Raw genomic sequence first — 18,498 nt, 5'->3', positions numbered from 1 at the left:
TGTTTTTTCACGAAGAAAAATGACTGTAAAACCATTTTGGTCAATCGTTTAAAACAGGAGTGGAGAACATGATAAAGGAAGAGCTTAAAGCAGTTGTAACAAACAAGAAATTGCTTATCCCAATAATTGCCGTCATCTTTATTCCCGTATTGTACAGTGCCATGTTTTTATGGGCATTCTGGGATCCGTATGAAAAACTTTCTGAACTTCCTGTTGCCGTTGTGAATGAGGATAATGGAAAAATCATGAATGGGGAAAGGGTGATGATTGGAGAAGATATAGTCGGAAAATTAAAAGAAAGTGAAGACTTTCATTGGGAATTTGTCTCTGCAGCACAAGCTGAAAAAGGTATGGATGAACGATACTATTATATGACTGTAACGATACCAGAGACATTTACAACTAATGCTTTAACCCTAGACAACCCAACTCAAGCTCAATTGGAATTTACAGCGAATGAAAGTGTCAATTTTTTATCTGCGCAAATTGGAGAGACCGCCATAGACCGATTAAAAGCTGCTGTTTCAGCGGAAATTACGAAACAATATGCAGAGGTTATGTTTGATAAGGTGAAAATAGTAGCGGACGGATTGGACGAGGCAAGTGAGGGTGCTAGCAAAATTGCGAGTGGAACAAATGACGTCCACGATGGTGTATCAGAAATGAATCGTCACCTCGATACATTATCATCATCGACGTTACAGTTTTCTTCCGGATTTACAAAAGCTCAACAAGGGTATGGGGAGCTTCATAATGGACTTGATAACCTAGAAAAGGGAACAGCCAAGCTTTTAGAAGAGCTCAAAAAAAGCGTGCCTAATGTAGAGGCATTGGCAAATGGAACAACTGAATTGCAAACACACGTCAATACTCTTTCAAAAGGATTAGGTGAGTTGCATGGTGGTTCTGCTCAACTTGCTACAGGTCAAGAAAAAATGGTTGATGGAGTAGAGACTTTAGCAACACATTTACAATCTGTAGAAGAAGGCTTAGAGGGAGCGACACAAGCTTCTCAGCAGCTTGCTACACTAGTCAATCAAATTGCTGAGTCTAAAGGAAACGCAGATCCGGCTCTGTATGAACAAACGGTTATGTTGTCAAAAGGGTTAGCTTCTTCTTTAGAGCAAGTAAAAGCAGGACAGCAGCAAATCAACGAAGCACACCAGCAAATTGTTGAGAAACAAAAAGAACTATTGGCAGGCACACAAACATTATCTGAAAATATGAAAAAAGCAACTGACGGAAGTCAAGCTATAGCTGCAGGAATGGAAGAAGTACAAGAAGGAACGAAAACACTTCAAACAGGTTGGGGAGCTGTCATTGAAAACGTTGAAAAACTCCATGATGGAGAACAACAATTAGTAAAAGGAAGTCAGTCTTTTGAAAAAGGGTTCAGTCAGCTTTCTGCAGGGGCTAATGAACTTGCTACAGGAGCAAATAAGCTTTCTACTGGTTCGAATCAACTAGTAGAAGGAATGAACCCACTGATAGACGGAACAAGTGAGCTAGCAACAAAGCTAGAAGATGCCGCACAAGAAGCAGCAAAAACAGAAGGAAATGAGCAGTTGTATACACAATTTGCCGAACCGATTGTCGTTGATGAAAAGAAAGGAAAAGAAGTACCGAATTATGGAACAGGCTTTGCACCATACTTTTTATCACTCGGATTATTTGTCGGTTCACTATTAATATCCATTGTATTTCCTTTACGAGAGCCACCAGTCAATCCGAAATCAGCACGTTCTTGGTTTTATGGGAAACTTGTAGTGCTCGTCCTAGTCGGCTGTATTCAAGCTGTTATTGCAGTTTCCATTCTTTTATATGGACTGCAACTCGAAGTACAAAGTATTGGGTATTTCTATCTCTTTTCTATTATGACAAGCATTACGTTTATGGGCATTATTCAATGTTTAGTTACTCTGTTTAAAGACCCTGGTCGTTTTATCGCGATCGTCATTCTAATTCTTCAATTAACGACAAGTGCTGGAACATTTCCACTCGAGTTAATTCCAAATGCATTGCAATGGTTTCATCATTGGTTACCGATGACATATACCGTTTGGGGTTATAAAGCGATTATCTCAAGTGGGGACTTCGCGTTTATGTGGCAAAACATAGGGATTCTTATACTATTTATGTTCCTTATGTTTGTTGTGACACGGTATTACTTTTCGTTAATGTATAAACGTCGATTTGCTGGAATTGAATAACGAAATGGAGCACGAGGAAGGAAACAACCTTTTTCGTGCTTTTTTTATTGGAAAAATATGAAAAGGTCTCTTGATTACGTATTATAGTTCGATTATAATCGAACTATAAACTAATTCGATAGGAGTCGAACAATGGACATTCAGTTTTTTTATCACCCGATTAGTGAACTTATGATGAGTTTCGACGCATTTGCAGATAAGCCATCTCATAAAAAAATTGACAAGGGTGTTGCTTGGGCGAAAGAAGTATCTTCTCTTGTTGATGGAGAATTCATTATGGCGATTCATAGAAAAGATATTAAGTTAAAGCTTACGGCGTTAACAGCATTTCTATCCATTTCTCCTGAAATTGAAAAAATGTCGATTCAAGAAGTGTTAGATTGGTTAAAGGACGTTCCAGAGGAGAAATTACTTGTTGTTGCATATGAAGCATGTGGGAAAGAAGAGAAAATCGAGTATATTAAACAAATTATTCCTTTACTAGAAGAATGGAATCGACTCTATTATTCTACCGTTAATCCTAATATCGATACGGCCTTAAAAGAAAGTGCTATATTAGGGCAGAAAAAAATCGGAACAGAAGATCCGTATATGTTAATTGAGACTTTTACAAACGGAATTGATATAAGAGAGGCAACAGAAATTCAAAAAGTCGTCCTCATACCACAATATCATTATGCGCCAGTTGTGTTATTTAATCAGTTTCGTGATTTTACGTATTATTTATATCCAGTCGATGTTAATATCAACGCAAATGCCGGGCCATCCGCAAAGCTACTCCGAAAAACGAGAGCGTTGGCCGATGAAAATCGACTTCTTATTTTGCAATTTATAGCTGAAGAAGAACGGACTTTTACCGACATAAAAAAACATATAAAATTGGCCAAAAGTACCGTGCACCATCATTTAATTACATTACGGGCATCAGGGTTACTTACTCTTGTCCGCACAAATGAACAAACCAAATATCGGTTACGACAGGATGGAATCGCTAAGTTGGAAGAACAGCTTACTTCGTTTCTATATAAATAATAAAGTGGAGGATACAATATGGTACCATTGTATAAAATGAAAGCATTTGTCGCGATTTGGATCGCTCAAGCAGCTGCTGCATTAGGAAGTACGTTCGCCGTTTTTATTATCTCTTGGCTAATGTATGAGCTTACTGGATCGAAAATGGCGATGGGGATGACGTGGATCACGTTTATGGTTCCGAGCTTATTGACAGGTCTTTTTTCAGGGCCGTACTTAGATAGAATCAATCGAAAATATGTAATGATTTTTTCGGAATGGAGTCGTGCGGTAGTATTTTTAATTCCATTGATTTTATTACCACTTGGAATGCTTGAAGTATGGCATCTTTACTTTGTTACATTGATTATGGGAATTGCTGAACCACTGTTTCGCCCTTCAAGTATGGCTTATGTTGCTCAAATTTTACCGAAAGATAGATTGATGAAAGGGAACTCTCTGCTTGAAGGCACAATGCAAATGATGATGCTAGTTGGTCCTGCCCTTGGCGGTGTGTTAATGGCTAGTTTTGGTGCGAGTACGGTTTTGATTATTTTAGTTAGTGCTCTTGGTGTATCAGGATTTGTTTTATTGTTTATTCCAAACGAAGGCCAAATTAAAAATACAAAAAAGGATCCGTGGATCGTGCAATTTAAGGAAGGTATTCGTTTTTATCGTTCGTTTCCTGTTTTGTTTTGGATAGGAATATTGTTAATGGTAACCAATTTCAGCTCAGGCGCAGCTCAACCGATGTTTTTGCCGTATGTGTTAGAAAACTTAAATGGGAACGAAACGCAATATGGTCTTTATATGTCGGCGTTCCCAGTCGGAATGCTGTTAGGGTCGTTTGTGACAGGAATAGTGAAACAACCGAAAAACCTTCGGAGAGTGATGTTAGGCAGTTTAACGGTAAATGGTGTTTTCTTAGGCTTACTAGGCTGGACATCAAACTTTTGGGTCGCTGTTGCTTTAACAGTATGTACCGGCTTTTTCGCGATGGTCTTTACAATTAACAATACGACGTTTTATCAAAAACGTGTCCCAGATGAGGTGCGCGGTCGTGTGTTTACCGTCCGTACGTTATTAGCTCAAGCGGGTATTCCAGTTGGGGCCGCTTTAGGTGGTATATTTGCAGAAGTGTGGAGCTTAACAGCGTTATTTACGGTGCTCGGCCTCATTGTATTAGTAGCCACAACGATCGCTTGGAATGCCAAAATCTTTTATCATTTAAATGATGATGTCCCTGAAGAAAAAAAGATTAGCCCCTTACAACCGGCAGTAGGAAAATAAAAAAAGCGCCTTGTCGCGCTTTTTTTTAGTCCATTTAATTCTAACGGACATTGGTTCCGCAATTTTGAGCGAAAATAGTGTTTTTTAGTTGCTATCGGACATCTGTTCTGTTAGTTCATTAAAACATGGAGTTTGAGGCCGGTATTTCGAAAAATAGCGGAATAGATGTCCATTAAGTTTGATAAACACTCATTTTTCAAAACATAGTGGAATACATGTCCGATTCGAATAAAGAGTATTAAACAGGTCTTTTTGAATGTTTTATATTGTAGACCGTGGCATTGATTTCTCCACCTACGACTAAAATCATCCCACTTAAATAAAACCAAAACATTAAGATGATAACCCCACCTAGACTGCCATAAGTTGCTGAATAATTTCCGAAGTTTGAAACGTACGCTGAAAAGCCTAGTGATATTAATTGCCAACTAATTGTAGCCGTAACTGCGCCGATAATGACGATTTTAAATGGAATATGCTTATTTGGTGCAATTTTATAGATGAGCATTAAGACCGTAATCATAACTATAACACCGATGACCCAACGAAGGCGATTCCAAAAAGAAAATACAGTGTCTGGGATGTGAAGCAGTTCGTTCATCGTTTCTAATATAACATGTCCGAAAACAGGCAATAAAAGAGTGACGAAAAAAACGGTAACCATTGCAAGAGTCATTAAAATGGACATGGCCCGAACTTTAAAAAACGATCTTGTTTCATCAATATTATGTGCGCTATTTAGGGCTCGAATTAAAGCATTCATCGCATTAGACGCCGACCAAATCGTTGCCAATATCCCGAATGATAATAAACCACCTTGAGGTTCGCCAACGACTTCGAGAATTGTAGTTTTAAAAATATCTGCTAAATCAGGCGGCGCATAATCGGTTACAAATGAGTATAGCTGAGCACTGTCGATTGGTAAGTATGGAAGTAAGGCTAATATAAAAATGAGTAGTGGAAAAATCGATAGCATGAAGAAAAAAGCAAGCTGTGCAGCCCAATCCATAATCGGGTCTTTTTTTAATTGTTCATATAATTCTTTACCAAAATGGAGCGAGCGATTTACCATAAAGGTCTCCTTTACCGTGAATGAAATGTTGTTTTTATTATAACTATAAGATTCCACATCTTATTAGAATTAAACATCGAGTTCCTTATCACATTACTAGTTTTTTATTAACTGAACATGGTACGATAAAAGACAGAGAATAAAAAAGGGAGGAAAGGAACATGAAACAAACGTTTCACGCAAAAGAATCACAAACATTTTGGCTTATCCTAATGATGTTTGCGATAGTGAATTTACTTTTTCTAGAACACCGTATAGCGGTTTTTCCATATGTCTTTCTCGTCGTCGTAGTCATCGCGTTGTTTTTGTCATATGAACTTGTTGTTGAAGAGAAGAAACTAACATTATTTATGAAAGTGTTTGGTAAAACCGTCATTACGAGAGAGCTAGAGCCAACTAATATAAAAGAAATGTATTTCATCTCGTTTGGAAACAGCTCGACGGTGTTAATTAAATTAAAAAAAGGACTTCGTTGGAGAATTACAAAGTTTAAGCCCGATTCATTTATGGACGAGTTAGAATCCTTTGCAAACCGTCATTCGATAAATACACAGGATATTAATCGAAAGAAAGAAAAGACAACAAAAGGACAATCTTAATAGACGGTATCTGTAATATCAAGTATACTGAACTTAAATTGAAAAGGAGTGATAAATATGCCTTCTGTAGAAAGTTTTGAACTTGATCATACGATAGTGAAAGCACCATTTGTACGCCATTGTGGTACTCATAATGTTGGGACTGATGGACTTGTTAATAAATTTGATATTCGTTTCTTCCAACCAAATAAGCAGGCGATGAAACCAGATGCGATTCATACATTAGAGCATTTACTCGCTTTAAATATTCGTCGTTTTGCAGAGGACTATGACCATTTTGATATTATTGATTTATCACCAATGGGCTGTCAAACGGGATTTTACTTAATTGTTAGTGGAAGCCCGGAAGTTGATGAGATTATTGATGTTTTGGATAAAACAATGAAGTACTCGATTGAGTTAACGGAAGTACCTGCTGCCAACGAAAAACAATGTGGACAAGCGAAACTCCATGACTTAGATACAGCGAAAAAGCTAATGGAACATTGGTTAACTCACGATAAACAATTTTTGAAAGAAGTATTCTAACTAGAAAACGCCCATACATAGGGCGTTTTTTTCGTACGGACATGTATTCCGCTATTTCATGAATTATAGTCGATTTTCGTTTTTATCGGACACCTTTTCCGCTATTTAGCAAAAAATCCATTGAAAAATCACCGTTTTCATACAATAAGAGACCAGGTGTCCGTTAGCACTTGGAAAACAGTATTTTTTCTTCAAGTAGCGGAACAAATGACCGTTAAAAAAATTAACGGCTTCCTCTTTTAGAAATCTCAGCGATAAGGTGTTCTGATGGGCTAATTTTTGCTTTTAACACTTGTTGCATATAGTCAAGAGCAGATTCGTTGGCGATTTTATCATTTGAAGCGACACAGTCACTTGGAACGTGGATTTCATAGTTCCTCATATAGGCATCGTTAGCCGTAAATAGTACGCACATATTACCGGCTACTCCTGTAATGATTAAGTGGTCGACTCCTAAATGCTGTAGTAAGATTTCGAGCGGGGTTGAAAAGAATCCAGAAAATTTTGGCTTCAGAATAAAAAAATCGTCCTGTTCTGGTGTTAGAAGCTTCGCAATTGGTTGACCGCGGACTTTGTGATTTTGGCAATGGTCGACTAAATGGCGAAAATCAGATTGCCATTGTCCGTAATTATCATTGACGTAGATAACGGGAATGTTTTGCTCCTTACATGTTTGCTTAAGCTTTTTAATTTGCTTAGCAGCAGGTAGGGCATAAGAAAGGAGAGCATCACCATGTTCAAATTCAAAGTCATTGATTAAGTCAATTAGTAGCAAGGCATATTGTGAAGGCATTGTCATTTGCTCCTTTTTGTTAAATAAGATAAAGGTATCATTCGGATGAAACATTGCATAATAGTGAAGAATAAAGTGTAAAAAACTAGTTCAGAATTTTTAAAAAGTATTTATCAATTTTACAGTTTAATATGATATTATAGACGGAACAAAAACAATACATACACCTGTGAGGGGTCTTGAAAGGGGACATCATCATGGATTATAAAGAAATAGAAGTATTAACGATAATAGAGGAAAATGGGCGCATCTCCATTCCGACTTTAGCAAAGATGGTGGATTCCACAGAAGAGGAAGTTGCAGGAATCATTCGCCATTTAGAAGAGACAAAAGTCATTCTTAGCTATTCAGCTGTCATTGATTGGAGTAAAGTGAATGATAATGAGAATGTCACGGCAATGATTGATGTAAAAGTAACACCACAGCGAGGTGTCGGCTTTGATGAAGTGGCAGAACGAATTTATCGGTTTCCAGAAGTGAAAGCACTTTATTTAATGTCAGGTGCTTATGATTTACAAGTTGTTATTGAGGGAAAAACAATGTCTGAAATAGCACGATTCGTTTCAAGTAAATTATCGACATTAGATTCAGTTATCTCGACAACGACACATTTTCAGTTGAAAAAATATAAGCATGATGGTGTTATTTTTGAAGATGGAGAAGATGAGGATAAAAGGATTGTGGTGACTCCATGACATATTCAACAAAAACAGAAAATCGGTTATCAAAGACGGTTCAATCGATTCAACCGTCTGGTATTCGTCGTTTCTTTGATTTAGCATCAACCATGGACAATATCATCTCTCTTGGTGTAGGTGAACCCGATTTTGTAACACCGTGGAACGTGAGAGAAGCTAGTATTTCTTCGATGGAACGCGGATTTACGGCCTATACAGCGAATGCGGGTTTGTTTGAACTTCGAAGTGAAATCGCAAAGTATATGAAAAAACAGTTTTCAGTCCGATACGAACCAGAAAATGAAATTCTAGTTACAGTAGGGGCAAGTGAGGCAATTGATTTAGCGCTTCGTTCAGTCATTAATCCTGGCGATGAAGTGATCGTTGTTGAACCAACCTTTGTCTCTTATGCTCCGATTGTTTCATTGGCTGGTGGTGTCCCTGTTTCTATTGGAACAAGTAAAGAACATTCATTTAAATTGACAGCGTCTCAATTAGAAAAGGCGATTACACCAAAAACAAAAGCGGTCATGTTATGTTTTCCGAATAACCCGACAGGAGCGGTTATGACTGAAGCGGAATTACGCGAAATTGCAACGGTCATTGAACGCCATGATTTGCTTGTTTTATCTGATGAAATTTATGCAGAATTATCTTACGACAGTGAGCATTATTGCTTTTCAAGGTTTTCGGAGATGCGAGATCGGACAGTTGTGATTCAAGGGTTTTCAAAAGCATTTGCGATGACAGGATGGAGATTAGGGTTTGCATGTGGACCGCCTGATATTATTGGTGCGATGCTTAAAATCCATCAATACACCTTGATGTGTGCATCGACACTTGCACAATATGGTGCACTAGAGGCACTTCAAAATGGGATGGAAGACGTCGGGCGTATGGTACAAAGTTATCGCCAACGAAGAAATTTTGTTGTGAAATCTTTTGCAGAAATTGGATTGCCATGCCATACTCCAGGTGGGGCGTTTTATGCTTTTCCATCGATTGAGAATACCGGGTTCACTTCAAATGAGTTTGCAGAAAAGCTCTTAATGGAAGAACGTGTAGCGGTCGTACCTGGAAGTGTATTTGGAGCAGGAGGAGAAGGGCATATTCGCTGCTCTTATGCGACATCCATGGATAATTTAGAAGAAGCGATTAAAAGAATGGCCCGTTTTCTAGAAAAGCATAAAAAATAAAAGTCGGACGTTATGTCCGTCTTTTTTTTTTCATATAAGAAGTAAAAAAATATTGGTATAGCATTGAAGCTTTGAAAGAAAAAAAGACAGAGCAATGAAAGCTCTGTCTTCAAAAAGGGGGAATACTATATGGTAGTACAGTTATTGCCAAAATGTCACTCGTTTAAACATAAAAGTTGAATGATTTTCAAAGTTGTAATTCATCCTATAAAAAAGTATGGTATACATAGTAACTATTTAGAGGAGCGAAAAACGGATGGAAACGAATTTTTCAAATTATGGACTAGCGCCATTTCTAGAAGAGGCTTTAAAGAGCCAGAATATAACGACACCAACAGAAATACAGCATCAAGTCATTACTGAAGTCATGGACGGGCAAAATGTTATTGCCAAATCACAAACCGGAACGGGAAAAACATTGGCCTTTGCTTTGCCGATGTTATCGAAAATAAATGAAGCTAGTAAAGAGATGCAAGTGTTAATTTTGGCGCCAACTCATGAATTAGCGATGCAAATACATCAAGTTATAAAAGAATTGACAAAGGATACAGCTTTGATTGTCGATGCATTTATTGGAAGTGCGAATATAAATCGTCAAATGGAAAAACTAAAAAAGCAAAAACCACAAATTGCGGTAGGGACACCTGGAAGAGTGTTGGAGCTTGTTGAAAAGAAAAAATTAAAATTACATCAAGTAAAGTTTGTTGCTGTTGATGAAGCAGACCGTCTTGCCCAAGAAAAACCACATTGGGATACGGTCGTTCAGCTTTTAAAGCGAGTCTCAAATGAAAGTCAGTATATTTTTGTTTCGGCTACAATGGCTGATGACGTGCAAAAGAAAATTGCTGACGAAGTGCCAACTCCGGTTTATTTATCGGCTGGAGAGGGTATGGTTATTACAAAGGATGTTCAGCATACGTATGTTGTTTGTGAGGAACGAGATAAAATTGATTTGGCACGGAAGTTTATCATTAATATCCCGATTAAAAAGGGGATTGTATTCGTCAATCATCTTGATAAAGTCAATGAAACCGCTGATAAACTGAAATATAAAGGGGTAACGGTCAAAGCGCTTGCATCTGATCGGAATAAAGAAGAGCGAGCAAAAGCATTGAAGGCATTTCATGACGGTGAAATCCATGTTCTCGTTGCCTCAGATGTTGCAGCGCGTGGATTAGATGTAGATGATGTCACACATATTATCAATCTACAATTACCAGTTGACGACCAAGCGTATGTTCACAGAGCAGGGAGAACAGGACGAATGGGAAAATCAGGTGTTGTTTTGTCCCTTGTGGAAAAGCGTCAAATGTTTATAATTGAAAAATTTGAAAAAGCATTAGGGATAAAGCTTGAGGAACTAATCTATAAGCAAGGGAAACTGCATGCAAAGGCATGACATAAGCGCTTAGGAATGGGGCTTGCTTTTTGCTTTATTGGTCTAAATGTGATAGACTATGTAAGTTAAAAAAATGTTAGGAGATGTTTTGATGGTAGCAAATTTAGAGGTTGGCAGCATCGTTGAAGGAAAAGTAACGGGCCTTAAGCCATTTGGTGCATTTGTTGCACTAGATGAGAATAAACAAGGGCTTGTGCACATTTCTGAAGTAGCACACGGATATGTAAAAGATATTAATGACGTCTTAAAAGTAGGAGATGAAGTAAAGGTTAAAATCATGTCAGTTGATGAGGCGAGCGGGAAAGTATCCCTTTCCATTCGTGCAACTGAACCGGCTCCAGAACGTCAGGAACGTCCAAAACGTCCGGCGGCACCAAAGAAAAGCTTTGACAATAAGCCAAAAGCTCAAACTCAAGGGTTTAATACACTTGAAGACAAGTTGAAAGACTGGTTAAAGCAATCAAATGAAATTCACGCTGATTTAAACAAGCGTGCGAAAAAATAAAGAAAAAGAAGAGACCCAATAAGGTCTCTCTTTTTTTATTGATATAAGGGTTAGCGCTGTGTTTCTGGACTTCTTTCAAGCTCTTCATCGGGCTTAAAAAGAATAGAAATACAATATAGTCCAGCTAGTCCGACAAGGGCATAAATAAATCTAGAGAATCCAGCTGCTTGTCCGCCGAAAATCGCAGCTACAAGGTCAAATCGGAAAAATCCGATAAGTCCCCAGTTAATTGCGCCAATGATGGCAAGTACTAAAGCTGTTCGTTGAATGCCGCTCACAACATTCACCTCCGTTAGCTAAAGGATTAGCACATGATGTGCTTCTTCTCTTAGAATGGATGAAATCGGATAAAATATGCATAATTCTAATTACCAAAGTTAAACAATTGGCTTTCGGAGTCAAGTTTCTTTACATTGTTTTTTCAGATAGGACATAATAAAAACAAAGAAAGGAAGTGAATGAAATGAATTCATTTGTATTTCAAAATCCAACAAGATTACGATTTGGTAAAGACCAAATCCAAGAGCTAAGTGAAGAAGTTTCCCGTTATGGTAACAATATTTTGCTCGTTTATGGCGGAGGTAGTATTAAGAAAAACGGTTTATATGACGAGGTTATCAATGAGTTAGCGAAAAGTAACACTCGTGTTTTCGAATTAGCGGGTGTCGAACCAAACCCAAGATTAACAACTGTACATAAAGGCGTTGACATTTGTAAAACAGAAAACATTGATCTTGTATTAGCTGTTGGAGGCGGGAGTGTCATTGATGCAGCAAAGGCAGTTGCCGTTGGAGCTAAATATGATGGTGACGTTTGGGACATTATTTCAAAAAAAGCAACAGCCACAGGAGCATTACCGATCGGTACGATCTTAACGTTAGCCGCGACAGGCTCTGAAATGAACGCCAACTCTGTCATTACAAAATGGGAGACAAATGAAAAGTTAGGATGGTCAAGTCCTTATTCATATCCTGCATTTTCAATCCTAGACCCAACTTATACAATGACGGTTCCAGAAGATCAAACCGTCTACGGTGTTGTCGACATGATGAGTCATGTACTTGAATCTTATTTTCATCATGATACAAATACACCACTACAAGATAAAATGTGTGAATCGATATTAATAACCGTAGTGGAAACAGCGCCGAAGCTGTTAGAGAATTTACAAAACTATGAACACCGAGAAACGATTATGTATTGTGGGACAATGGCGTTAAATGGTGTTATTCAAATGGGAGCAAGAGGAGATTGGGGTTCCCATCGAATTGAACATGCTGTATCTGCAGTGTACGATATTCCTCATGCAGGTGGCTTGGCGATAATCTTCCCTCACTGGCTTCGTTATTCTTTACATGAGCGAAATATGGAGCGTCACGTTCAATTAGCGACACGTGTATTTGGCGTTGACCAAGAAGGGAAATCAGATGAACAAATCGCCTTAGAAGGCATCGAAAAACTATCACAGTTTTGGGTTGGTTTAGGAGCCCCTGCACGCCTTGCTGATTATTCCATTGACGATTCGCAATTGGATCGATTAGCTCAAATAGCAACAGCATCTGGTCCGTTTGGTAATTTTAAATGGTTAGAAAAAGAAGATGTGAAACAAATTTTAACTCATGCACTATAAGGGGAAGAGTAAGTCTTCCTCTTTTTTTCATTGCTCGGTCGGGCAATTACGGCTAACGGACATCTGTTCCGCTACTTAGTGAAAAACTAGCTTTTTATCGAGTCGTTCGGACATACGTTCCGTTATTGTCCGAAAATAATGGAGAAAAACCCTGAAAAAAGGTAAATAGCGGAACAGATGTCCGAACGATCCTCATAATCTAATCCCGTGATTTTTCAGACATAGCGGAATAGATGTCCGTAACAATATAAAGTCTGTTTAAAATCAAAGGTAGTTTGGCAAAATAAACATGCTTTCGTAAAATTGACACGTTTATTTTGCAAACTTTGCTTGAATTGTCCGAAGCAATTTTATAAAGTTGAATAGGGTACTTAGTATAGAGGAGGGGTCGAAATGACCAAAGTACGTTTTGATTACAAAAAAGCTTTACCATTTTTTGAACAACATGAAATTGACTATCTTCAACCCGCTGTGACAGCAGCACATGAGGCTTTGCACAATGGGACAGGAGCGGGAAGTGATTTTCTAGGATGGATCGAGCTACCGAACAATTATGACAAAGAGGAATTTGCTCGCATTCAAAAAGCAGCTGAGAAAATTAAAGCGGATTCTGATGTGTTACTTGTTGTCGGTATCGGAGGTTCATATTTAGGGGCTCGTGCGGCAATCGAAGCATTACAACATTCGTTTTATAACACACTTCCAAAAGAAGAGCGTAAAACACCGCAAATTTTCTTTGTTGGGAACAATATTTCATCTACATATGTAAAACATTTACTGTCATTACTTGAAGGAAAAGATGTATCTGTGAATGTTATTTCTAAATCAGGAACAACGACAGAACCTGCAATTGCATTCCGTATTTTCCGCGAATTTTTAGAAAAGAAATATGGACAAGAAGAAGCGAGAAAACGAATTTTTGCGACAACGGATAAAGAAAGAGGCGCATTAAAAACGCTTGCTAATGAAGAAGGCTATGAGTCTTTTGTCATTCCTGATGATGTCGGTGGTCGTTTCTCTGTGCTTACTGCCGTAGGACTGTTGCCAATTGCGGTGGCTGGCTTAGACATTGAAAAAATGATGAAAGGTGCACAAGATGCAAGCAAAGATTTAAACAATCCAAGCCTTGCTGATAACGAAGCATATCAATATGCGGCTGTACGAAATGCTTTATATAATAAAGGGAAAACAATTGAACTTATGGTGAACTATGAGCCACAGCTTCATTTCTTTTCTGAATGGTGGAAACAATTATTCGGAGAAAGTGAAGGAAAAGATCAAAAAGGAATTTTCCCTGGAGCTGTTGATTTTTCAACTGACTTACATTCGATGGGGCAATATGTCCAAGATGGCCGACGTGACCTTTTTGAAACGATTATCAATGTCGAAAATGTAAAAGAAGAAATCGTCATTGAAGAAGCCGCTTCTGATTTAGATGGGCTCAATTATTTAGCTGGAAAAACAATGGACTTCGTCAATAAAAAAGCATTTGAAGGAACAATGTTAGCTCATACAGACGGTGACGTACCAAACTTAATCGTAAACGTGCCTGAGCTAAATGAATATACATTCGGATATCTCGTTTATTTCTTTGAAAAAGCATGTGGGATGAGTGGGTATTTACTTGGAGTGAATCCGTTTGACCAACCAGGAGTTGAAGCATATAAGAAAAATATGTTTGCTTTACTTGGTAAGCCTGGATTTGAACAAGAAAAAGCGGAATTAGAAGCTCGTTTAAAATAATTGAAAAACATGCCTAGCGTAAATCGTTGGGCATGTTTTTTCATTTATCGGGAATTCTATATAGGAGAATGGGTGAAAGGATGAGCGGGATGATTCAACTACAATCACAAGTCGTAAATCGAGAATTTCTCTTATATGATTTAGAAAAAAAATTAAAACCATTAGGATATGTTATCGGTGGAAACTGGGATTATGACCATGGATATTTTGATTATAAAATTGATGACAATGGCAGTTATATCTTTTTTCGACTTCCTTTTCAAGCAGTCGATGGGGAGCTTGAACAAAAAGGGGTCCGGGTTCGTTTAGGTCAACCATTTGTTCTTGCGCATAAATATCAAAGAGGGCTTGATGATATGGTAAAAGACCCTAATCCATTAGTAAATCAATTTTCTGAGCCGCAAGATGAAGATGCGTCCCTTCAAAAAAAATATGTCGATATCGCTTCAAATGTTGTCCGAGAATTAGAAGCAACTATTTTGTATTAGACCGAGTGGTGCACTCGGTCTTCTTCTTGTTTGCCTCCTCTTTGTTTGTTAAAATAATAGTAACTAACGGGCGGAAGGGCGAGCGAAATGAATGCGATTTTTTTTGCTTTAGCGATTTTTATTGGATGGGTCATTTTTGATTACTCTAAATATAAGCAATTTAAAAAAGAAAATATATATGGTGCTTTGTTTATAGCGATTGTCGCAGGAGTTGCTTGGTTTTTATTAGATATTGTTTTTGCCTTGACGTTATCTTAATTCGTCCGTATAATTGAAATATTGACGCAAGTCACGGGGCATTAGCTCAGCTGGGAGAGCGCTACGCTGGCAGCGTAGAGGTCAGCGGTTCGATCCCGCTATGCTCCACCATACATATTGTAATAACGACGCGGTTTCTCACGATAGTGAGAAGGTGTGTCGTTTTTTATTTTTGCTCCACGTTCACAGAAATTCACACTTATTCGGTTTTCATTCTTGTCTTCTCCATTTCCCCTTCTAACGAATCAACGGCTTCTTTGTCTACGTTTGCCCATAAATGGCCATAGTATCGATAGGTAGTTTGGATGTCGTTATGTCCTAACCGTTTCTGCACAATGCTAGGATTGGCCCGTCCGAATAGCATACTGGACTGCGTATGGCTCAGATCAAGAAACGTAATGCGTCGGACCTTGACTTTTTTCATGAGATTGTATAACTGTCGTCTAACGTTCGATCGATTATGATATGCGCCATCGCTTTTGGAGAAAACGAGATCCAATTCTTGGTGAAAATATTCACCAAAACGTTTTTTCATTTTTTCCTGAGCCAGTTTGTGTTCCTTTAGTTTTTGGACCAAAAGCTTCGATAAGGAGATGTTTCAAAAGCTGCCTATCAAGTTACGCAATTGCTGTATTAGATGAAATTGAAATTCCTAAGCACAATTAATCATAGGAAAGACATTAGCAAAAGTGATTTCAGTATGAAATTACGATGTTAATGTCTTTTCTTTTGGTTTCATAACTGATTTTAAAGTGCAAACTGGGTATGATAGTGTTATAAAAAAAATAGAGGAAAGGATGCTTTAATGAAAAATCTGTTCACAATAGGAGAAATGGCAAAACTTCATAATATGACTATGAAAACACTGAGATATTATGATCAGATTGGATTACTAGAGCCAAGACAAGTTGATACTAGTAATGGATATAGATATTATTCAACCGAACAGTTTGAACAACTAAATACGATTCAGTATTTAAAGAAATTAGGATTTTCTTTGAAGGAAATCAAGGGTCATCTAGACCATAGGGATATTGGAGGTTTCTTAGATCTATTGGAGAAGCAAAAAAAATTAACAGAGCAAAAAATAAACGAATTAGAACAAGTTAACCGTAGATTTCAAAATCGTATTAACGATATTAAATTTGCTCAAGAAATAAAGGAATTAGAAAAAGTGAAAATAGTAGAAATAAACGAGAGGCAAATAGTGAGGTTGGTGGAAAAAATCCATTCAGAACCCGAGATGGAGGTTTCATTGAGGCAATTAGAGAATTTGGCAAACATGAATTCCTCGATTTTTATTGGTGGTGTCGGCCTTACAATAGATGTAAATGATATTAAAAATAATAAGTTTGATAAATATAACTCTATTTTCATCTTAACAGAGGAAGAAGATATCCAAAGCCCATTAGTAACCACCTTTCAAAAAGGGACGTATGCTAGCATTTTTTACAGGGGAGATCATAATAACTCATCTCAGTATTATAAAGTTTTACTAGATTATATTAAAGAGAACGATCTTCAAATAATAGGGGATGCCATCGAAAGAACTATCATTGACCATTACATTTCAAAAAGCAAAAAAGATTACCTGACAGAAATACAAATTCAAGTTAGCTATTGACCTTCCCCTTACAGGAAGGTTTATTATTTGTTCTGTTGCTCGTAAAGGACATATGACTAACACAAAAAGGAGAGATTGGAATGACAACTATAGACAATAAGGTTTGGTCGCTTTCGTTTATTTTCGTAGTGATATCCAATGCCTTAGTTTTTATGATTTTTGAAATGCTATTACCGACTCTTCCCTTATTTGTCACAACTTTAGGTGGGGGAGCAAGTCAGGTTGGTTTAGTAACAGGTATTTTTATGTTATCAGCTATTCTCATTCGCCCATTTGCGGGAATGCTTGCAACGAAGTTTGATAAAAAAATTCTTTTAATTTTAGGTATTGTCATTATTGCTCTTTCTACAGGTGCCTATTATCTCTCTAGTAACATATCGACGTTATTATTTATTCGTTTGATCCATGGGGCTGGATTCGGTTTAGCAACCACTTACTTTGCAACACTTGCTGCTGAAATCATTCCTAAAGATCGTCGAGGCGAGGGAATTGGCTATTTTGGTGTTGGAGAAACAGTAGCCATCTCTGTAGGTCCAATGATTGGGATTATGACACTAGAATTATATGATTTTCAACGATTATTCTTTGGAGGAATGGGCGTTCTCTTCCTAGCTGTTATCATGGCTATTTTTATAAAAAGAGCACCTAAAGGAAAAGAGTTAGATAAACAAGTGAGTGGGAAATTTAAACTATTGGAGAAACGAGTTCTGTTTCCTGCGTTGCTCATCCTTTTAATTGGAATTGCCGCAGGAGGAATTATGTCTTTCTTTTCTTTATACGCAATAGAGAAGGATTTTACCCAAGTAGGACTGTTTTTCTTATTGATTGCCGCAGCAAGTTTTATCATTCGTTTACTATCAGGAAAGTTATTTGATAAGTACGGGCCGTCGATTATCTTAATTCCAGGCTCTGTTTTGTCCATTATAGGATTGGTTATTCTGTATGTAGCAGTCAGTGATAGCATGTTTTTAATCGCAGCTACCTTTTATGGATTTGGTTTTGGTGCCATTTTTCCAGCTGTTCAAACGTGGTGCATGAACTTAGTAGAGGAACATGAACATGAGGATGCTATGGCTACCTTCTTCAACTTCTTTGATTTAGGAATTGGAGGTGGCTCCTTTATCCTAGGTTTAGTAGCCACAGTCACATCTTATCAAACTGTATATCTTACTGCTTCAATTGTATATGGTATGGTGCTAGTTATTTATGTTGTTTATGTTGTTGTCAAAGGAAAACCCAATAAACAAAAAAGTATCCAAGTGGATAACCAAGCAATCTAGAAAGTGTCATAAGGGTTAAATGGGGTGCGGAAGTTTGGTAAGGAGACAACTAAAGTATAAAGAAATGAGGATGGTAGCTTGGGAAGTACAGTGACTTCTAGGGGAGAAAGGCAAGGGTGTGAATTCAGAATTCTGACCATTAGAAATCTTTTGTCTCACCCTCAACGACCTTTTTGTCCTTATCATACTACCGCG

19 protein-coding genes and 1 tRNA gene are annotated in these 18,498 nt (G+C 37.7%); 16 read left to right on the top strand and 4 right to left on the bottom strand.

Translation table 11 applies throughout. The features are described 5' to 3' along the window. The first annotated feature begins 68 nt into the window (after positions 1–68). The 3 genes from T323_RS0102090 to T323_RS0102080 all read left to right on the top strand — a co-directional run bounded on the left by T323_RS0102090 (position 69) and on the right by T323_RS0102080 (position 4,511). Positions 69–2,210, top strand: a complete 2,142-nt coding sequence (locus T323_RS0102090) for a YhgE/Pip domain-containing protein (RefSeq protein ID WP_026671813.1) — start codon at positions 69–71, stop codon at positions 2,208–2,210. 132 nt (positions 2,211–2,342) lie between these two features. Next, positions 2,343–3,242 (top strand): ArsR/SmtB family transcription factor, encoded by a 900-nt coding sequence (locus T323_RS0102085; RefSeq protein WP_026671812.1) that lies wholly within the window; start codon positions 2,343–2,345, stop codon positions 3,240–3,242. An 18-nt stretch (positions 3,243–3,260) separates the two neighbouring features. Then, positions 3,261–4,511, top strand: a complete 1,251-nt coding sequence (locus tag T323_RS0102080) for an MFS transporter (RefSeq protein WP_026671811.1) — start codon at positions 3,261–3,263, stop codon at positions 4,509–4,511. Between the two features lie 238 nt (positions 4,512–4,749). On the opposite strand, the gene T323_RS0102075 is transcribed toward T323_RS0102080, so the two are convergent. Then, positions 4,750–5,583, bottom strand: coding sequence for a YihY/virulence factor BrkB family protein (locus T323_RS0102075; protein ID WP_026671810.1), 834 nt, complete (start codon positions 5,581–5,583; stop codon positions 4,750–4,752). Between the two features lie 161 nt (positions 5,584–5,744). Here T323_RS0102075 and T323_RS0102070 point away from each other — a divergent pair, with 161 nt between their 5' ends. Both T323_RS0102070 and T323_RS0102065 read left to right on the top strand, forming a co-directional pair. Then, positions 5,745–6,182 carry a hypothetical protein gene (locus T323_RS0102070; RefSeq protein WP_026671809.1) on the top strand — a complete coding sequence of 146 codons (438 nt, stop codon included), beginning with the start codon at positions 5,745–5,747 and terminating at the stop codon, positions 6,180–6,182. A 57-nt stretch (positions 6,183–6,239) separates the two neighbouring features. Next, on the top strand, positions 6,240–6,710 hold the full coding sequence (locus tag T323_RS0102065; RefSeq protein WP_026671808.1) for an S-ribosylhomocysteine lyase: 471 nt from the start codon (positions 6,240–6,242) through the stop codon (positions 6,708–6,710). Positions 6,711–6,933: 223 nt separating this feature from the next. On the opposite strand, the gene T323_RS25680 is transcribed toward T323_RS0102065, so the two are convergent. Continuing rightward, positions 6,934–7,503, bottom strand: coding sequence for a cysteine hydrolase family protein (locus T323_RS25680; protein ID WP_218971027.1), 570 nt, complete (start codon positions 7,501–7,503; stop codon positions 6,934–6,936). Between the two features lie 197 nt (positions 7,504–7,700). Between T323_RS25680 and T323_RS0102055 the strand changes: the two genes are divergently transcribed. The 4 genes from T323_RS0102055 to yugI all read left to right on the top strand — a co-directional run bounded on the left by T323_RS0102055 (position 7,701) and on the right by yugI (position 11,280). After that, positions 7,701–8,198 carry an Lrp/AsnC family transcriptional regulator gene (locus T323_RS0102055; RefSeq protein ID WP_035177267.1) on the top strand — a complete coding sequence of 166 codons (498 nt, stop codon included), beginning with the start codon at positions 7,701–7,703 and terminating at the stop codon, positions 8,196–8,198. Further along, positions 8,195–9,376, top strand: coding sequence for an aminotransferase (locus tag T323_RS0102050; RefSeq protein WP_026671806.1), 1,182 nt, complete (start codon positions 8,195–8,197; stop codon positions 9,374–9,376). The genes T323_RS0102055 and T323_RS0102050 overlap by 4 nt, the downstream gene beginning before the upstream one ends. 256 nt (positions 9,377–9,632) lie before the next feature. Next, positions 9,633–10,775, top strand: a complete 1,143-nt coding sequence (locus T323_RS0102045; RefSeq protein WP_026671805.1) for a DEAD/DEAH box helicase — start codon at positions 9,633–9,635, stop codon at positions 10,773–10,775. Between the two features lie 91 nt (positions 10,776–10,866). Further along, a complete protein-coding gene (gene yugI, locus T323_RS0102040; RefSeq protein ID WP_026671804.1) occupies positions 10,867–11,280 on the top strand; it encodes a S1 domain-containing post-transcriptional regulator GSP13 in 414 nt (137 codons plus the stop codon). A 50-nt stretch (positions 11,281–11,330) separates the two neighbouring features. Here yugI and T323_RS0102035 read toward each other — a convergent pair whose 3' ends face one another. After that, positions 11,331–11,558, bottom strand: coding sequence for a DUF378 domain-containing protein (locus T323_RS0102035; protein WP_026671803.1), 228 nt, complete (start codon positions 11,556–11,558; stop codon positions 11,331–11,333). Between the two features lie 185 nt (positions 11,559–11,743). On the opposite strand from T323_RS0102035, the gene T323_RS0102030 reads away from it, so the two are divergent. The 5 genes from T323_RS0102030 to T323_RS0102010 all read left to right on the top strand — a co-directional run bounded on the left by T323_RS0102030 (position 11,744) and on the right by T323_RS0102010 (position 15,510). Beyond that, complete coding sequence (locus tag T323_RS0102030) at positions 11,744–12,910, top strand: iron-containing alcohol dehydrogenase (protein WP_026671802.1); 1,167 nt, start codon at positions 11,744–11,746, stop codon at positions 12,908–12,910. 393 nt (positions 12,911–13,303) lie between these two features. Beyond that, the gene (locus T323_RS0102025) at positions 13,304–14,653 is read left to right on the top strand and encodes a glucose-6-phosphate isomerase (RefSeq protein ID WP_026671801.1); all 1,350 of its coding nucleotides are present in this window, start codon (positions 13,304–13,306) and stop codon (positions 14,651–14,653) included. A gap of 89 nt (positions 14,654–14,742) precedes the next feature. After that, complete coding sequence (locus tag T323_RS0102020; protein WP_026671800.1) at positions 14,743–15,141, top strand: YugN-like family protein; 399 nt, start codon at positions 14,743–14,745, stop codon at positions 15,139–15,141. Between the two features lie 87 nt (positions 15,142–15,228). Then, complete coding sequence (locus T323_RS29085) at positions 15,229–15,399, top strand: hypothetical protein (protein WP_169737862.1); 171 nt, start codon at positions 15,229–15,231, stop codon at positions 15,397–15,399. 35 nt (positions 15,400–15,434) lie between these two features. Beyond that, positions 15,435–15,510 (top strand) — tRNA-Ala (locus T323_RS0102010). 88 nt (positions 15,511–15,598) lie between these two features. Here the strand turns inward: T323_RS0102010 and T323_RS29705 are convergent. Next, positions 15,599–15,976 carry a tyrosine-type recombinase/integrase gene (locus T323_RS29705; RefSeq protein ID WP_373279311.1) on the bottom strand — a complete coding sequence of 126 codons (378 nt, stop codon included), beginning with the start codon at positions 15,974–15,976 and terminating at the stop codon, positions 15,599–15,601. A gap of 228 nt (positions 15,977–16,204) precedes the next feature. On the opposite strand from T323_RS29705, the gene T323_RS0102000 reads away from it, so the two are divergent. Beyond that, positions 16,205–17,023, top strand: a complete 819-nt coding sequence (locus T323_RS0102000; RefSeq protein ID WP_026671798.1) for a MerR family transcriptional regulator — start codon at positions 16,205–16,207, stop codon at positions 17,021–17,023. 80 nt (positions 17,024–17,103) lie between these two features. Then, complete coding sequence (locus tag T323_RS0101995) at positions 17,104–18,303, top strand: MFS transporter (protein WP_026671797.1); 1,200 nt, start codon at positions 17,104–17,106, stop codon at positions 18,301–18,303. Positions 18,304–18,498: the final 195 nt, after the last annotated feature.

The sequence above is a fragment of the Alkalihalobacillus bogoriensis ATCC BAA-922 genome, from assembly GCF_000621445.1.
Taxonomy (GTDB): Bacteria; Bacillota; Bacilli; order Bacillales; family Bacillaceae_F; genus Bacillus_AO; species Bacillus_AO bogoriense.
This window is presented reverse-complemented; position numbering and strand designations above follow the sequence as displayed.

Bases quoted from the DNA above. Each gene is read 5' to 3' on its own strand.
- T323_RS0102090 (WP_026671813.1), top strand. From the start codon at position 69: ATGATAAAGGAAGAGCTTAAAGCAGTTGTAACAAACAAGAAATTGCTT.
- T323_RS0102085 (WP_026671812.1), top strand. From the start codon at position 2,343: ATGGACATTCAGTTTTTTTATCACCCGATTAGTGAACTTATGATGAGT.
- T323_RS0102080 (WP_026671811.1), top strand. From the start codon at position 3,261: ATGGTACCATTGTATAAAATGAAAGCATTTGTCGCGATTTGGATCGCT.
- T323_RS0102075 (WP_026671810.1), bottom strand. From the start codon at position 5,583: ATGGTAAATCGCTCGCTCCATTTTGGTAAAGAATTATATGAACAATTA.
- T323_RS0102070 (WP_026671809.1), top strand. From the start codon at position 5,745: ATGAAACAAACGTTTCACGCAAAAGAATCACAAACATTTTGGCTTATC.
- T323_RS0102065 (WP_026671808.1), top strand. From the start codon at position 6,240: ATGCCTTCTGTAGAAAGTTTTGAACTTGATCATACGATAGTGAAAGCA.
- T323_RS25680 (WP_218971027.1), bottom strand. From the start codon at position 7,503: ATGCCTTCACAATATGCCTTGCTACTAATTGACTTAATCAATGACTTT.
- T323_RS0102055 (WP_035177267.1), top strand. From the start codon at position 7,701: ATGGATTATAAAGAAATAGAAGTATTAACGATAATAGAGGAAAATGGG.
- T323_RS0102050 (WP_026671806.1), top strand. From the start codon at position 8,195: ATGACATATTCAACAAAAACAGAAAATCGGTTATCAAAGACGGTTCAA.
- T323_RS0102045 (WP_026671805.1), top strand. From the start codon at position 9,633: ATGGAAACGAATTTTTCAAATTATGGACTAGCGCCATTTCTAGAAGAG.
- yugI (WP_026671804.1), top strand. From the start codon at position 10,867: ATGGTAGCAAATTTAGAGGTTGGCAGCATCGTTGAAGGAAAAGTAACG.
- T323_RS0102030 (WP_026671802.1), top strand. From the start codon at position 11,744: ATGAATTCATTTGTATTTCAAAATCCAACAAGATTACGATTTGGTAAA.
- T323_RS0102025 (WP_026671801.1), top strand. From the start codon at position 13,304: ATGACCAAAGTACGTTTTGATTACAAAAAAGCTTTACCATTTTTTGAA.
- T323_RS0102020 (WP_026671800.1), top strand. From the start codon at position 14,743: ATGATTCAACTACAATCACAAGTCGTAAATCGAGAATTTCTCTTATAT.
- T323_RS29085 (WP_169737862.1), top strand. From the start codon at position 15,229: ATGAATGCGATTTTTTTTGCTTTAGCGATTTTTATTGGATGGGTCATT.
- T323_RS0102000 (WP_026671798.1), top strand. From the start codon at position 16,205: ATGAAAAATCTGTTCACAATAGGAGAAATGGCAAAACTTCATAATATG.
- T323_RS0101995 (WP_026671797.1), top strand. From the start codon at position 17,104: ATGACAACTATAGACAATAAGGTTTGGTCGCTTTCGTTTATTTTCGTA.